This is a genomic window from Achromobacter sp. EB05 (genome assembly GCF_044232075.1).
Lineage (GTDB): Bacteria > Pseudomonadota > Gammaproteobacteria > Burkholderiales > Burkholderiaceae_B > Achromobacter > Achromobacter dolens.
This window is the reverse complement of sequence record NZ_CP155917.1, coordinates 4,807,240-4,821,472: the sequence shown is the minus strand read 5'-3', so window position 1 is coordinate 4,821,472 and position 14,233 is coordinate 4,807,240. Positions and strand designations below refer to the sequence as shown.

At 67.0% G+C, this 14,233-nt stretch carries 13 protein-coding genes; 5 read left to right on the top strand and 8 right to left on the bottom strand.

The features are described from left to right. The first annotated feature begins 33 nt into the window (after positions 1 to 33). On the top strand, positions 34 to 930 hold the full coding sequence (gene lpxO / locus AAID08_RS21945; protein WP_144655300.1) for a lipid A hydroxylase LpxO: 897 nt from the start codon (positions 34 to 36) through the stop codon (positions 928 to 930). Between the two features lie 89 nt (positions 931 to 1,019). After that, entirely contained in the window at positions 1,020 to 1,793 is a 774-nt protein-coding gene (locus AAID08_RS21940) for an SDR family oxidoreductase (protein WP_144655299.1), read from the top strand. 67 nt (positions 1,794 to 1,860) lie between these two features. On the opposite strand, the gene AAID08_RS21935 is transcribed toward AAID08_RS21940, so the two are convergent. From AAID08_RS21935 to AAID08_RS21910, 6 genes are all read right to left on the bottom strand, one after another. Next, entirely contained in the window at positions 1,861 to 2,505 is a 645-nt protein-coding gene (locus AAID08_RS21935) for a histidine phosphatase family protein (RefSeq protein ID WP_116792846.1), read from the bottom strand. Positions 2,506 to 2,554: 49 nt separating this feature from the next. Then, positions 2,555 to 3,463, bottom strand: coding sequence for a LysR family transcriptional regulator (locus AAID08_RS21930; protein WP_006385483.1), 909 nt, complete (start codon positions 3,461 to 3,463; stop codon positions 2,555 to 2,557). Positions 3,464 to 3,487: 24 nt separating this feature from the next. Then, positions 3,488 to 4,573 carry an ABC transporter ATP-binding protein gene (locus tag AAID08_RS21925; RefSeq protein ID WP_313657805.1) on the bottom strand — a complete coding sequence of 362 codons (1,086 nt, stop codon included), beginning with the start codon at positions 4,571 to 4,573 and terminating at the stop codon, positions 3,488 to 3,490. 16 nt (positions 4,574 to 4,589) lie between these two features. Further along, entirely contained in the window at positions 4,590 to 6,299 is a 1,710-nt protein-coding gene (locus AAID08_RS21920) for an iron ABC transporter permease (RefSeq protein WP_054501100.1), read from the bottom strand. Positions 6,300 to 6,386: 87 nt separating this feature from the next. Continuing rightward, positions 6,387 to 7,712 carry an ABC transporter substrate-binding protein gene (locus AAID08_RS21915; protein ID WP_049075384.1) on the bottom strand — a complete coding sequence of 442 codons (1,326 nt, stop codon included), beginning with the start codon at positions 7,710 to 7,712 and terminating at the stop codon, positions 6,387 to 6,389. A 144-nt stretch (positions 7,713 to 7,856) separates the two neighbouring features. Then, a complete protein-coding gene (locus AAID08_RS21910) occupies positions 7,857 to 8,288 on the bottom strand; it encodes a FlxA-like family protein (protein ID WP_116792844.1) in 432 nt (143 codons plus the stop codon). A gap of 131 nt (positions 8,289 to 8,419) precedes the next feature. On the opposite strand from AAID08_RS21910, the gene AAID08_RS21905 reads away from it, so the two are divergent. Then, positions 8,420 to 9,730, top strand: coding sequence for a solute carrier family 23 protein (locus tag AAID08_RS21905; protein WP_054501102.1), 1,311 nt, complete (start codon positions 8,420 to 8,422; stop codon positions 9,728 to 9,730). Positions 9,731 to 9,841: 111 nt separating this feature from the next. Here the strand turns inward: AAID08_RS21905 and AAID08_RS21900 are convergent, their stop codons facing one another. Further along, positions 9,842 to 11,461, bottom strand: a complete 1,620-nt coding sequence (locus tag AAID08_RS21900; protein WP_054501103.1) for a methyl-accepting chemotaxis protein — start codon at positions 11,459 to 11,461, stop codon at positions 9,842 to 9,844. 699 nt (positions 11,462 to 12,160) lie between these two features. Between AAID08_RS21900 and greA the strand changes: the two genes are divergently transcribed. Beyond that, a complete protein-coding gene (gene greA, locus AAID08_RS21895) occupies positions 12,161 to 12,637 on the top strand; it encodes a transcription elongation factor GreA (RefSeq protein ID WP_006385475.1) in 477 nt (158 codons plus the stop codon). Between the two features lie 133 nt (positions 12,638 to 12,770). On the opposite strand, the gene AAID08_RS21890 is transcribed toward greA, so the two are convergent. Then, positions 12,771 to 13,373 (bottom strand): YhbY family RNA-binding protein, encoded by a 603-nt coding sequence (locus AAID08_RS21890; protein WP_049075379.1) that lies wholly within the window; start codon positions 13,371 to 13,373, stop codon positions 12,771 to 12,773. An 18-nt stretch (positions 13,374 to 13,391) separates the two neighbouring features. Between AAID08_RS21890 and AAID08_RS21885 the strand changes: the two genes are divergently transcribed. Then, positions 13,392 to 14,024 (top strand): RlmE family RNA methyltransferase, encoded by a 633-nt coding sequence (locus tag AAID08_RS21885; RefSeq protein ID WP_006385473.1) that lies wholly within the window; start codon positions 13,392 to 13,394, stop codon positions 14,022 to 14,024. Positions 14,025 to 14,233 lie beyond the last annotated feature (209 nt).

Below are 14,233 nucleotides of genomic sequence, written 5' to 3'. Positions count from 1 at the left end.
AGGGCGCGCCGCAAGTGAATTGAGGACAAAAGAATGAAGTGGTTCATTCTGGCGTTATTCATCGTATGCGCCACGGTAGTCCACTACCGTGGCCGCGTACGACACCGGTTCTCGCGGCAGGCATTGGATCACTCCACCTTCACGGCGCCGCTGAACTGTTTCATGTACGCGTTCTCCAGCGTGCCCAACAAGCCCTATCTCGACCTGGACCAGTTCCCGGAACTGAAGGTCTTGCTGGACCGCTGCGAGGAAATCCGCGCCGAGGCCGTCAACCTTTATGGCGACGGCCACATCAAGGCGTCGGACAAGTACAACGATGCGGGCTTCAACTCGTTCTTCAAGACGGGCTGGAAGCGCTTCTACCTGAAGTGGTATGACGCCGACCATCCGTCGGCCGAGGCCCTCTGTCCGGTCACGACCAAGCTGCTGGCGGGCATCCCGACCATCAAGGCCGCGATGTTCGCTTCGCTGCCCCCGGGAAGCCGCCTGCCGCGCCATCGTGATCCGTACGCCGGTTCGCTGCGTTTCCACATGGGTCTGATCACGCCGAACAGCCCCGACTGCTACATCAACGTCGACGGCCAGGAATACTACTGGCGCGACGGCGAGGCGGTGGTGTTCGACGAGACCTTCATCCATTACGCCGAAAACAAGACCGACCAGAACCGGATCATCCTGTTCGCGGACGTCGAGCGCCCCATGCGTTACCGCTGGGCCCAGGCGTTCAACCGCGTGGTCGGCGGCTTCCTGTTGCGCGCGGCGGCCGCGCCCAACCAGGAAGGCGACGCCACCGGCGGCATCAATCGCATCTTCGGCGCGGTGTATGCGGTGCGCCGCTTCGGCAAGGCGCTCAAGAAGAAGAGCAAGCCGCTGTACTACCTGTCCAAGTGGGCGCTGGTGGCGGCGATCTTCGCGCTGATCTTCCTGTAAGACTCGCGCCGACCTTCCTGTAGCATAGCGGGCGGGGCCTCTCTTGCGAGAGGCTCCGCCTTTTTTCATCCGACCCGGGGCGAGCCTCCATGGACAGAGTATTCATCACCGGCGCCAGCAGCGGCCTGGGCCGCGCGTTGGCGCAGCGCTATGCCGCCAGCGGCGCCACGCTCGGCCTGCTGGGCCGGCGCGAGGACGCGTTGCGGGAGCTGGCCGCCAGCCTGCCGGGCCAGCATCGCTGCTACGCGGTGGACGTGCGCGACCGTCAGGCGCTGCACGCGGCGGCGCAGGATTTCATTGCGTTCTGCCAGGGGCGGGTGGATGTGGTCATCGCCAGCGCCGGCATCAGCGCCGGCACGTTGACCGGCCATCACGAAGACTACGAGGTCTTCAAGGCCATCGTCGACACCAACCTGCTGGCGACCGTGGCGACCTTCGAGCCGTTCGTCGAGCCGATGCGAGCCGCCGGTGGCGGCCGGCTGGTCGGCATCGCCAGTGTCGCCGGCGTGCGCGGTTTGCCCGGGGCGGGCGCCTACAGCGCCTCCAAGTCGGCGGTAGTGACCTACTGCGAGAGCCTGCGGTTGGAGCTATGGGGAGACGGCATCCGCGTCGTCACCATCGCGCCGGGCTACATCAAGACCGCGATGACGGCCCACAATCCGTACAAGATGCCGTTCCTGATGGACGCCGACAAGTTCGCGCAGCGCGCCCAGGCGGCGATTGGGCGCGGCACCACGTACACGGTGATTCCCTGGCAGATGGGCGTGGTGGCGAAACTGATGCGCCTGCTGCCCAACGCGGTCTACGACCGGCTGGCGCGCAACGCGCCGCGCAAGCCGCGCAAGGCGGACAAAGCCGGCTGAGCCGCAGGGCGACAGCGGCCAGGGCGTCAGCGGCCAGGGCGTCAGGACGACACCCTGGCGCAGGCCGTCACGGCACGACGTCGTCGCCGACTTCAGTGTCCACGTGGCCCACGTCGCCCCAATCCAGCACTTCCCACTGCCGGCCGCGCACGCCGACCCGGTTGATGCTGACGTTCAGCAATGCCGCGTCGCGCGGCGCGTTCAACGGCACGCCGCTGGCATGGCGCCAGATGATGTCCAGCACGCCGCCGTGGGTGAACATCAGGATGCGTTCGCCGTCATGGCGGCTGGCCACGTCATCCACCGTGGAGATGACGCGCGACTGGAACTGGCCCAGCGTCTCGCCGCCGTCCAGCGGGCGCAGCGGGTCGCGGCTGCGCCAGGCGGCTGCCGCTTCCGGCGCCAGCACGTCGATGCGGTCCAGGTCCAGCCCTTCGAGCACGCCAAAGCCGCGCTCGCGGATGCCGGGCTCGATCCGCACGCGCAGGTCCAGTTGTTCCGACACCGGCGTGGCGGTGGCGTGGGCGCGCTGCAGGTCGCTGCTGTAGATGGCGTCGATCGGCGTGCTGCGCGCGTCTTCGCGCAGGCGCGAGGCCAGCAGGCCGGCCTGGTTGCGGCCGAACTCGTTCAGGGGGATGTCTTGCCAGCCCTGCAGGCGGCGCTGGCGGTTCCAGTCGGTTTCGCCGTGGCGGATGAACCAGATTTCAGTCATTGCGGTGTCGATACGGTGGGGAAGGGCGCGGGTGGCGGACCGACCCGGCTCAGAGCGGCTCGGGCGCGACGGGCGCGCGCGGCTTCCAGATGGCTTGAATCACCGAGCTTAACGCGACCAGCGCGGGCTCGCTAGCGCGTTCGTAGGGCAGGATGAAGCCGAGGGTGGCGTCGGCCCGCGCCTGGCCCCACACCATGAAGTCGCCCGAGGCCGCGCCGGCCAGCGCGGTTTCCTCGCGCAGCAGCGCGCAACCGGCGCCGGCCCGCACCAGCGCCTCCAGATTGGCCTGATCGTCATTCTGCATGGCGATGCGCGGCGACAGGCCGTGGCGCTCGAACATGTCGCGCAACAGCAGGTGGGTGTGGCTGCCGGCGGGACCGTCCAGCCACGGCAATTGCGCCACCTCGCGCCAGCCGCCGCGCTTGAGCACGGCGGCGTGTTCGGTCGGCAGCGCGATGCGGTACCGCACGCTGCGCAGCGGTAGCCACAGCACGCCGCGCGGCGGGTGCGCGGCGATGGTCAACGCCGCCGGCAGCCGGCCGGTGCTGACCTGCTCGGCCAGCACGGCGGTGGGCTGGATCTGCGTCTTCAGTTCGATCAGCGGCAGCCGCTGCGTGATGGCCGCCGCCAGCTCGCCCAGCCGCAGGAAGTCGGGCTTCTCGCTGGGCAGGCCCAGTTCCACCACGCCCTGCAGGCTGCCTTGCAGTTGCTGCGCCTCGGACTTGAACTGCGCGCCCAGCACCAGCAGCGATTCGGCGGTGGGCAGCAGCATCTCGCCGGCCTTGGCCAGCGCCAGCCGCCCGCCGCTGCGGTCGAACAGCGCCACGCCCAGGCTCTGTTCCAGCGCCTTGATCTGCGCGGTGACGGCGGGCTGGGTCAGCGATAGCGCTTCGGCGGCCCGCGTCAGGTTGCCCAGGCGGGCAACCGTGACGAAGGCGCGGATCTGATAGATTTCCATGCCGCCTTTGTAGGGGAAGCGGGCTCAGGCGGCAAGCAGCCGTACTTGCGTCGGCTCCAACCCGATCGACACCGGCGCGCCCACCGGGAACGGCGACAGCCCCGCCAGGTGCGACTGGTCGGCCGTCAGGCGCTGTTCGCCGATCTGTACCTGGTAGCGGGTGAACTCGCCCAGGAACTCGCTGCTTTCCACCACGCCCGGCAGCCACACGTAGCGCGCGTCGCCCAGCCCGTCGGCCATTTCGATCTGCACCGTGTGCGGCCGGAAGCTGGCCGCCAGCCGCTGCGCCGCGGGCGCTTCGGCCGCCAGCGGCAGGTGCAGGTCGCCCACGCCTTCCACCGCCAGCACCACGCTGCCGCTGGTGCGCTCGCGCACCTCGCCCTCCAGCACGTTCATGGTGCCGACGAAGTTGGCCACGAAGCGGTTCACCGGATAATCGAACAGCGTGCTGGGGGCGCCGATCTGCTGCACCACGCCATGGTCCAGCACCGCCATGCGGTCGGCGGTGGTCATGGCTTCTTCCTGGTCGTGGGTGACGAAGATGGTGGTGATGCCCAGCCGCCGCTGCAGGCTCAGCAGGTCCTGCCGCATCTGCACGCGCAGCTTCTTGTCCAGGTTCGACAGCGGTTCGTCCAGCAGCAGCACCTGCGGTTCGATCACGATGGTGCGCGCCAGCGCCACGCGCTGCTGCTGTCCGCCGGACAGTTGGTTGGGGCGGCGGCGTGCGTACTGCGACAGCCCCACCAGCTCCAGCGCGGCCTCGACCTTGGTGCGGATCTGCTCGCGCGGCAGCTTGCGCTCGACCAGCCCGAACGCCACGTTGTCCCACACGGTCATGTGCGGCCACAGCGCGTAGTTCTGGAACACCATGCCGATGTTGCGGTCCCATGGCGGGATGGCGCTGATGTCCTTGCCATCCACCAGCAACTGGCCGGCGTCCTGCCGGTTGAAGCCCGCGATCAGGCGCAGCAGGGTGGACTTGCCCGAACCCGACGGCCCCAGCAGGGCGAAGAACTCGCCCGGTTCGATGTGGATGTTGACGTCCTTGAGCACTTCCGTCTTGCCATACGACAGCCGGATGTTGCGGCATTCAACGCTGACTTTCTTCATGTCGATTCCCCTTGATTCAGGCCGTCTCGTCGTGACGCGCCGGGCGCTGGCGCGCCTGGGCGCGTTCCACCAGCAAGTGCGAGACATAGGTGCCGATGGCGACCGCGGCCACCGCCAGCACGCCCAGCGCGGCGCCCGGACCCCGGCCCGCGGCGCTCTGCATGTACAGATAGATGCCATAGCTCATCGGCGCCTGGCTGTCCTTGGTGACCAGCATGATGGTGGCCGACAGCTCCACCGCCGCCGTCACGAAGCTGGTCACGAAGCCGGCCAGCATGCCCCCGGCCATCAATGGCACCACCACGCGCCGGATGGTGCGCAGGCGCGTCGCGCCCAGCGATTGCGCCGCTTCCTCCAGCGATACGTTGATCTGCTGCAGCGCGGCCACGCACGACCGCAAGGCGTAGGGCAGCCGCCGCACCGAGTACGCGATCATGATGATGATCCACGACGAGGTCAGCAGCGTGCCGGTGCCCGGGATCTCCACGCCGCGGAACGTGCGCAGCAGCCCGATCGCCAGCACGATGCCCGGGATCGCCAGCGCCGCCGACGCCAGGAAGTCCAGCCACTGGCGCGCCGGCAGCCGGGTGCGCAGCATCAGGTAGGCGATGGCGGTGCCCAGGATCACGTCCACGCCCGCCGCCAGGCCGCAATAGAGCAGGGTGTTGGCGATCATGCCCTGCGATTCGCTGAACACCGCGCTGTAGTGCGCCAGCGTGTAGCCGTCCGGCAGCGGCGCGAAGCTCCAGACGCTCGCCAGCGACAGCAGCAGCACCCCCATGTGCGGCGACAGCACCAGCAGCAGCACCAGGATGATCCAGCCATAGGCCAGCACGCTTTCGGCCGGGCGCAGCTTGCGCTTCTGGATCGAGTTGCCGCCCTTTTGCAGCGTGGAGTAGTCGCGGCCCTTGAGCACGCGCGCCGACAGCCACAGCGCCAGGATCGAGAAGGCGATCATGATGACGCTGATGACGTAGCCCAGCGGATCCTCCAGCCCCACCTGCGTGATGCGCAGATAGGCCTGCGGCGCCAGCATGTTGGTGGTGCCCAGCACCAGCGGCGTGCCCAGGTCGTCGAACACCTTCACGAACACCAGCGAGGTGCCGGCCACGTAGCCCGGCAGCGCCAGCGGGAAGATCACGCGGCGAAACAGCCGGAAGCCGCGCGCGCCCAGGTTGAAGGCCGCTTCCTCCATGGCGCCGTCGATGTTGCGCAGCGCCACCACCAGGTTCATCAGGATGAACGGGAAGTAGTGCAGCGCCTCGACGAAGATGACGCCGTTCAGGCCTTCCATGAACGGGATGGTGAAGCCGAACCAGTCGTTCAGCAGCAGGTTGACGCTGCCCGAGCGGCCGAAGATGAGCTGCATCGCCACCGCGCCGACGAAGGGCGGCATGATCAGCGGCAGCACCCCCAGCGTCTGGATGATGAGCGCGCCGCGGAAATCGAAGCGCACCGTGAAGTACGCCAGCGGCACCGCGATCAGCGAGGCCAGCAGCGCTGACCAGCCCGCCACGTAGAGGCTGTTGAAGAACGCCTCCAGCATCAGCGGCTGGTTGAAGAACGCGCCGAAGTGGCCGATGGTGAAGCCGCCGTCGGCGTTGACGAAGGCGCTGTAGAACACCGTGCCGACCGGCACGGCCAGGAACAGCGCCAGGAAACCCAGCACCAGGAGCGCGGCCAGCACGGGGCCGGCGGGCAGGCGTGAATGGCCCGGAAGATTCATCGAGATTCCCGTAATGGTTCAAGACAGGCCGCCCGCGGCGGGGCGGCGGCCGGACGGGGCGAGCCCCCCGTCCGGCGCGAGCCGGGCTCAGAGCGCCGCGGCTTCCCGCGCCAGCTTCACGGCCTGCTCGTAATTGCTCTTGGCCGTGCCGTTCCATTCGCCTTCCAGCTTGGTGATCTGCTGGTTGACCGCGGCGTCTTTCTTGTTGCCGCTGAAGATCTTCAGGAACTCGGGATCGGCGGCCTGCTTGCCGTCCACCAGCGGCGCCCAGGCCAGCTTGCGGGCCTGCGCCAGCAGTTCGGCCGGCTTGCCGCTCTTGCCCTTGTCGCCGAGCTTGGCCTCGGCGTCGTAGATCGCCTTGGTCGCCGCCTGCAGTTCCTTCAGGCGGAACGTGACGGTCTGGTCGTACAGCGACTGCACCACGTAGTAACGCGTCTGCGACAGGTCGGCGTTGAACTGCACCTTGCTGCGGCGCGCGATCTCGGCGGGATCCGGATAACCCTGCGGCACCTTGCCGCCCAGCGCCGAATACGGCAGCACCGGCAGGCGCGAGATCTTCGGTTCCAGCAGCAGTTCCTGGCCCGCCTGGCTGAGCGTGAAGGCGATGAACTTCTTGCCTTCCTCGGTGTTCTTGGCGCCGTCGATCAGCGCGATGTTGGCCGGCACGATGGCGGTCTCGGAGGGATAGACGAATTCCACCGGGAACTTCGAGTACTTGCTCGACAGGCCGAAGAAGTCGATCACCGGCCCCGCGCCGAACTGGCCGTTGTTGACGCCGTCCGGCACGCCGAACGAGCGCTCGGTCACGGCGCTGCTGTTGCCCGACATGCGCAGCAGCGTGTTCCAGCCGTCGTCCCAGCCTTCGCCCTGCAGGATGGTCTCGACCGTCAGGTGCATGGTGCCCGAGCGCGACGGCGAGGTGATGCCGACGTGGCCGAACCAGTGCGGCGCCAGCAGGTCCTTCCATTCGACCGGGGCGGGGATCTTGTGCGCCGCGATGTAGCGCGTGTTGTAGACGATGCCGTAGCCGGCCAGCGCCTGGCCCAGGTACATGCCGCCCGGGTCGTTGATGGGGTAGTTGCCGATCTTGTCCGGCACGTCCTTGTTGGCGACGTCCGAGGACTTGGCCAGCAGCTTGTCGCGGCCCAGCACCTCGAAGGCGTCCGGGGCGCTGGCCCAGAACACTTCCGGGCGCTGGCCGGCCGGCGTCTCGCGCACGTAGGCAATGCCGGACACGGTGTTCTTGTTGAGGATCTCCAGCGTGATGCCGGGGTTGGCCTTCTCGAACGCGGTCTTGTAGGCCTGGGTCAAATCTTTCGGGAACGACGTGATCACCGTGACGGTGCCCGCCAGGGCGGGGGCGGCGCAGGCGGCCAGCAGCGCCCCTGCAAGGGCTGTGCGCATTGCATGCATGGTTTGTCTCCGTGGTTTTTCGATTTGTCCGGAGACCTTAGCGGTTGCATGCGCCGCCAGTCCAATCACAAATTTTGATGCGCGCCATCAGTGTGGCGGGCATTCGGGAGAACCCGCGCGAGCGCGCGGGCCTGGGGCGGCCGCCTAGGCCGTGGCCGACACGCCGCCGTTGGCCTTGGTCATCGCCTTGATCTTTTCGTTCATCACCTGCTGGATCTGGTTCATGATCTGCAGCGCCTGCCCGTTCAGGGCCTGCATTTGCGTGGCCTTCTGCTCCGCCGACGCGTTGCTGTCGCGCACGCGTTCGATTTGCTCCATGACGCGCTTGAGCTGGCGCTGCAGTTCCTTGATCTGCCGGGTGTAATGATCGTCGTTTTCGGACGATTCGGTTTCCTCGGCCTGGCCCACCTTCATCGCGCCGGCGTTGTTGACGCGGATCTTGCCGTCTGGCGTGACGCTGACGCCCGGATCGCCGGCCTTGGCATCCTTGGCTTCCTTGTTGGCCTGGATCTTCTGCGCCCACAGGTCGGCCATGCTGCCGATGCGCGAGGTGCCGCTGATGGAATCGATGGCCATGGAGATCTCCTGGGAGGGAATTGACTGGGGTTTCCACTAATACGGCATTGCGGCGGGGAACTTAAGTTGCCGCCCGTTCCCGGCCCCCTTTACACTGGCGCCCGCTCACACCAATCACTCCCGGGGATTCCATGTCCAATTCCTATTTTCCGCGCTGGCGCCTGGCGGACGACGCCGAGCCCGGCGTCATCATCGCGCCCGACGAACGGCTGTCCTGGCCCAAGAACGTGGCCATGGGGGCGCAACACGTGGTGGCGATGTTCGGCTCCACCGTGCTGGCGCCGCTGCTGATGGGCTTCGATCCCAACGTCGCCATCCTGATGTCGGGCATCGGCACCCTGATCTTCTTCCTGTTCGTGGGCGGCCGGGTCCCCAGTTACCTGGGTTCCAGCTTTGCCTTCATCGGCGGCGTCATCGCGGTTACCGGCTATGCCGGCGGCGGGGCCAACGCCAACATCGGCGTGGCGCTGGGCGCCATCATCGCCTGCGGCCTGGCCTACACGCTGATCGGCGTTCTCGTCTGGATCGCCAACGGCCGCGCCGGCGGCGGCGCCAACTGGATCGACACCCTGATGCCGCCGGTGGTGACGGGCGCGGTGGTCGCGGTGATCGGCCTGAACCTGGCGCCTATCGCCGCCAAGGGGGCCATGGGCGCCTCGGGCTTCGACAGCGCCATGGCAATCGTCACCATCCTGTGCGTGGGCGGCATTGCGGTCTACACCAAGGGCATGGTGCAGCGCCTGCTGATCCTGGTCGGCCTGATCCTGGCCTGCGTGGTCTACGCGATCTTCGCCAACGGCATGGGCCTGGGCAAGCCGATCGACTTCTCGGCCGTGTCGGCCGCCGCCTGGTTCGGGCTGCCGCACTTCGCCGCGCCCGTGTTCAAGGCGGAGGCCATGGGCCTGATCGTGCCGGTGGCCATCATCCTGGTCGCCGAGAACCTGGGCCACGTCAAAGCGGTCAGCGCCATGACCGGCCAGGACCTGGACCGCTACCTGGGCCGCGCCTTCGTCGGCGACGGCGTGGCCACCATGGTCTCGGGCGCCGTCGGCGGCACCGGCGTCACCACCTACGCCGAAAACATCGGCGTGATGGCGGTGACCCGCATCTATTCGACGCTGGTGTTCGTGATCGCCGCGCTGATCGCCATTGTGCTGGGCTTCTCGCCCAAGTTCGGCGCCCTGATCCAGACCATTCCCGCGCCCGTGCTGGGCGGCATGTCGGTGGTGGTCTTCGGCCTGATCGCCATTGCCGGGGCCCGCATCTGGGTGGTCAATCAGGTCGACTTCAGCGACAACCGCAACCTGATCGTGGCCGCGGTCACGCTGGTGCTGGGCGCGGGCGACTTCACCGTCAAGCTGGGCAACTTCACGTTGGGCGGCATCGGCACCGCGACCTTCGGCGCCATCATCCTGTACGCGTTGCTGCGCCGCAAGAAATAGGGCGGGGCGGTTGCCCTGCCTGGCGCCCGTCCCATGGGCGCCGCGCCCGGCCCGCGGCGGCCGGCCGCGAGGCGGCAGCTCCGCTGGCCGGGCGCGACAGGCCGGCGCCGCTCAGGAACGCGACAGCCGCGACGCCGGCGTCCGGCCGCCCACCTGCACCGGGGCCGCCTCGATCACCTGGCCCGACTGGGTCTTGAAGACCGCGGTCGCCTCCGCCAGGCGCCGGGCCTGATCCTCCATCGCCGACGCGGCCGCCGAGGCCTGCTCCACCAGCGCGGCGTTCTGCTGCGTCACCTCGTCCATCTGCGAGACCGCCAGGCTGACCTGGTCGATGCCGCCGGCCTGTTGCGCCGAGGCCGCCGAGATCTCACCCATGATGTCGGCCACGCGCTGCACCGAGGTCACGATTTCGTCCATGGTCTGGCCGGCGGCCGCGACCTGCGATGAGCCGGCCGCGACCGTATCGACCGAGGTCTCGATCAGGACCTTGATCTCCTTGGCCGCCTGCGCCGCGCGCTGCGCCAGGGTGCGCACCTCGCCCGCCACCACGGCGAAACCCTTGCCCTGTTCCCCGGCACGGGCCGCCTCCACGGCGGCATTCAGCGCCAGGATATTGGTCTGGAAGGCAATGCCGTCGATCACCGATACGATGTCGGCGATGCGCCGCGAACTCTCGGAAATGCCCTGCATGGTGGCCACCACCTGGCCGACCGTCTGGCCGCCACGCTGCGCCACCTCCATGCTCACCGCCGCCAGTTGGTTGGCCTGGGCGGCGTTGTCGGCATTCTGCTTGACGGTGGCGGCCAGCTCTTCCATCGTCGAGGCGGTCTCTTCAAGCGCGGCTGCCTGCTGCTCGGTGCGGGTCGACAGATTGGCATTGCCGGCGGCGATCTCGGCCGCGCCGACATTGATCTCCTCGACCCCCTGACGCACCGTGGTCACCGTGCGGGTCAAGCCGTCCTGCATGCGCCGCACCGCGGAAAACAGCGTGCCGATCTCATTGTTGGAGCGGGCGTCGACCCGCTGGGTCAGGTCGCCGGCGGCGATCCGGTCGAAATGCCGGCCGGCGTCCTGCAGCGGCAGTAGCACGCCGCGGCGGATGAAGGCCCAGCACAGCACCGCCAGCAGCAGCGCCACCGACAGCAGGGCGATGGCCGAGATGCGGGCGGTCGAATAGGTGCTCTGCGACCTTTCCAGCACGCTATCGCTGCGTTCCTGAACCCGCGCCAGGAACACCTGCATGTCCTTGGCGAAGTCGGCGTCAGCCTGGCGCACCCGCGCTTCGTTCTGCTGGTAGCGCGCGACCGAGCGCTCCTTGAGCGCCGCGTCCAGTTCGCCCAGCGCGGCGGCGTAGGCGTTGAAGCGGCCCTGCAGGACCCGCGCCAGCTCCTGGCCGCGCTCGCTCTTGGGCACCGCCATGTAGCGGTCGAAGCGCTCGCGCGCGAGTTTGAGCTGTTCGGCGGCGGCGGCTTGCGCGCTGGCCGCCTGGTCGTTGGCGCCGGACTGCAGGTCGGCGATGCCCGTGCCCAGCGACAGCCGGGCGCGCAGTAGCGCGGCATTGGATTCATAGAGCGGATCGACCTGATGCACGGCCACATTATTCAGGTCCTCGATTTCGTGCATGCTGTTTTCGGCGTTCATCCAGCTCAAGCCGCAAGCCAGCGCCAGGGTAATCACAAAGCAGGCCAACACCAGCATCATGCCCGTACGGACTTTCAATTTTTCCAGCATGGGAGCTCCCGTTCTTGAACGCGCTCCACCGCAGGCGTGGATACCGTGCCCACCGGCGCTGCGGCAGAGGGGCGAACGTCGCGCCGGATGACTGCGATGCGTCCGCCCAACCTGCAACACGCACAATCAATCGCTTTACGCGTGGCCAACACGGGCGGCTCGCGTATCCCTTCGCTTGAAACAGGAAAATGCCGGCTAATACCGGCATGTATTTAATTGTTATTAATGGGCCAGTTTGTCGGTTATACCTTTTTTATTGAGCACCACATCGCGTTTTTACATAAACCTCGCCGTGGTCGGGTTTGTCCTTACTGTTGAGTATCTTTTGTGCAACGCCGGCGCCGATCCGGGAAACGACGGGTTTTAGCGGGTTACGGCGGCGAAATGCGCCGAAAAAGCCGGTTTCTCCGGTGGCTTGCAATTCCGGCGGACTTTGACCACAATATGACCTTGATTGCCCCGGTTCCGACCCGAGCCGGGGTTTTGTTTTGGTCGCAGCTTGCCGCATTCGTCCGGCGGGCCGGCCCGAGCGGGCGCAAGGGGATCCATCGGGTTCAGCTTTGCCCGCCCCTGGCCGTTCCGTTCCTGGCGATGCCCGTCACGAGTCCGCTTCCGACGGCGCCCCATGCGTCAGGTCCAAGACCTTCACACCGAGAACGCTCCGTCGGGGGCGTTTTCTACTTTTGTTTGGGAAACGACATGTCTGCCATTCCTTTGACCGTGCGCGGGGCCGAGCGCTTGCAAGAAGAGCTCCAGCGGCTGAAAACCGTGGAACGTCCCGCCGTCATCAACGCTATCGCCGAAGCGCGCGCGCAGGGCGATCTGTCGGAGAACGCCGAGTACGATGCGGCTCGCGAGCGCCAGGGTTTCATCGAGGGCCGGATCGCCGAGCTTGAGGGCACGCTTTCCAATGCCCACCTGATCGACCCGACTTCGCTCGAGGCCGAAGGTCGCGCCGTGTTCGGTGCCACCGTCGACATCGAGGACCTGGATTCGGGCGATCGTGTGACGTACCAGATCGTCGGCGACGTTGAAGCCGACATCAAGTCGAACCTGATCTCCGTGTCGAGCCCCGTGGCCCGCGCGCTGATCGGCAAGAGCGAAGGCGACGTGGTCGAGGTCAAGGCCCCGGCCGGTGTTCGCGAGTATGAAGTATTGAGCGTGCGTTACATCTGACGCTGGCTCTGAGCGGTAAAATCAGCAAAGCACCATAGCCCGCACCGGGTATCCGGCACGGCAACACTGCGGAACGCTATGGTGGATCGGGCGCGTAAAGCGCCCGTTTTTGTGCCCGGCGGAACTGCCCGGATTACCTTTTGGGCGACGACTTGCGGCTGGTGCCGCTGCGTGCCCCGGCGCGCAGGCTCAGCGCGCTGCCGGCGCGGCGCGGGATGCCGTGGCTGCCGGAGGCGGTCTTCTTGTTGCTGGGACGCATCGGCTTGCCGTTCTTGTTGAGCTGGTCCTGCGGCACGAAGCGCGTCTTCGGCTTGGGCTCTTCGGTTTCGGAGCGGCGCGGACGCTTGGCCAGGGTCTTGCCTTCGGCGGCGAGCTTCTTGGGCGTATGCGGCTCGGAGGCGCGGCGCTTGGCGGGACGTTCCGGCTCGAGGGCGGCCAGCACGGGCGGTTTGATGTTGCCGGCCAGCGGGCGGAACAGGATCAGGGTCTTGCCCAGGTGGTGCACCGGGGCGCAGGACAGGGTGTCGCAGATGGTCGACAGCATGGCCTCGCGGGCCTCGCGATCGTCGCCGCCGGCCCGGACCTTGATCAGGCCGTGGGAAGTGAGTGCCAGGTCGATTTCCTTGAGCACGGCTTCGGTCAGGCCGTTGTCGCCGATCAGGACGACGGGGCGCAGAGGGTGAGCGGCGGACCGAAGGTCGCTGCGCTCACGAGAGGTAAGTTCTAATATAGGCATGCGTGGAATTGTACGGTAATGGCCAAGAATAAATTCTCCAAAGACTGGATTCACCAGCACATCAACGATCCCTATGTGAAGATGGCGCAACAGAAGGGCTACCGGGCCCGCGCCGCCTTCAAGCTGATCGAGATTCTCGACACCGAGAAGCTGCTGCGGCGTGGCGACCTGGTCGTCGACCTGGGCTCGGCCCCCGGCAGTTGGTCGCAGGTGGCGCGCGAGCGCCTGGCGGGCCCGGGCGGCGTGGTGGACGGGCGCATCATCGCCCTGGACATGCTGCCCATGGAGCCCGTGGCGGGCGTCGAATTCATCCAGGGCGACTTCCGCGAGGATGACATTTTGAAACAACTGGAAGACATGGTCGGATCGCGCGCGGTGGATCTTGTAATCTCCGACATGGCCCCCAACTTGTCAGGCGTGGGTATCGCCGACGCCGCGCGCATCCAGCACGTGTGCGAGCTGGCGATGGAGTTTTCCCTCGCCCATCTCAAGCCCAACGGGGCGCTGATCGTCAAGGCATTCCACGGAACCGGCTTTTCGCAGATCGTGGAGTCCTACAAACAGCACTTCAAGCGGGTGGTCGAGCGCAAGCCGAAGGCATCGCGGGACAAGTCCTCCGAAACCTTTCTGGTTGCGCGCGATCTGAAATAACCCGCGCCGGGGCACGTGCCCCGGTGTCACAAGAACCCACCGGTCCGACGACGGCCGGCCTGCCGAGACAAAGACCAGCAAAATCACGAATCAGACGTAACTTAGCGGCCCCGCCCCTTCCCAGGACGCAACCCGGTCCGACAGGGTAGAATGGGCTATTGACATACTTGTGACTGTGCCATATGCGGGTGCGCGGTCGCCGGTCGGAA

Coding starts and splice junctions, on each gene's coding strand:
- lpxO (WP_144655300.1), top strand. CDS start 34: ATGAAGTGGTTCATTCTGGCGTTATTCATCGTATGCGCCACGGTAGTC.
- AAID08_RS21940 (WP_144655299.1), top strand. CDS start 1,020: ATGGACAGAGTATTCATCACCGGCGCCAGCAGCGGCCTGGGCCGCGCG.
- AAID08_RS21935 (WP_116792846.1), bottom strand. CDS start 2,505: ATGACTGAAATCTGGTTCATCCGCCACGGCGAAACCGACTGGAACCGC.
- AAID08_RS21930 (WP_006385483.1), bottom strand. CDS start 3,463: ATGGAAATCTATCAGATCCGCGCCTTCGTCACGGTTGCCCGCCTGGGC.
- AAID08_RS21925 (WP_313657805.1), bottom strand. CDS start 4,573: ATGAAGAAAGTCAGCGTTGAATGCCGCAACATCCGGCTGTCGTATGGC.
- AAID08_RS21920 (WP_054501100.1), bottom strand. CDS start 6,299: ATGAATCTTCCGGGCCATTCACGCCTGCCCGCCGGCCCCGTGCTGGCC.
- AAID08_RS21915 (WP_049075384.1), bottom strand. CDS start 7,712: ATGCATGCAATGCGCACAGCCCTTGCAGGGGCGCTGCTGGCCGCCTGC.
- AAID08_RS21910 (WP_116792844.1), bottom strand. CDS start 8,288: ATGGCCATCGATTCCATCAGCGGCACCTCGCGCATCGGCAGCATGGCC.
- AAID08_RS21905 (WP_054501102.1), top strand. CDS start 8,420: ATGTCCAATTCCTATTTTCCGCGCTGGCGCCTGGCGGACGACGCCGAG.
- AAID08_RS21900 (WP_054501103.1), bottom strand. CDS start 11,461: ATGCTGGAAAAATTGAAAGTCCGTACGGGCATGATGCTGGTGTTGGCC.
- greA (WP_006385475.1), top strand. CDS start 12,161: ATGTCTGCCATTCCTTTGACCGTGCGCGGGGCCGAGCGCTTGCAAGAA.
- AAID08_RS21890 (WP_049075379.1), bottom strand. CDS start 13,373: ATGCCTATATTAGAACTTACCTCTCGTGAGCGCAGCGACCTTCGGTCC.
- AAID08_RS21885 (WP_006385473.1), top strand. CDS start 13,392: ATGGCCAAGAATAAATTCTCCAAAGACTGGATTCACCAGCACATCAAC.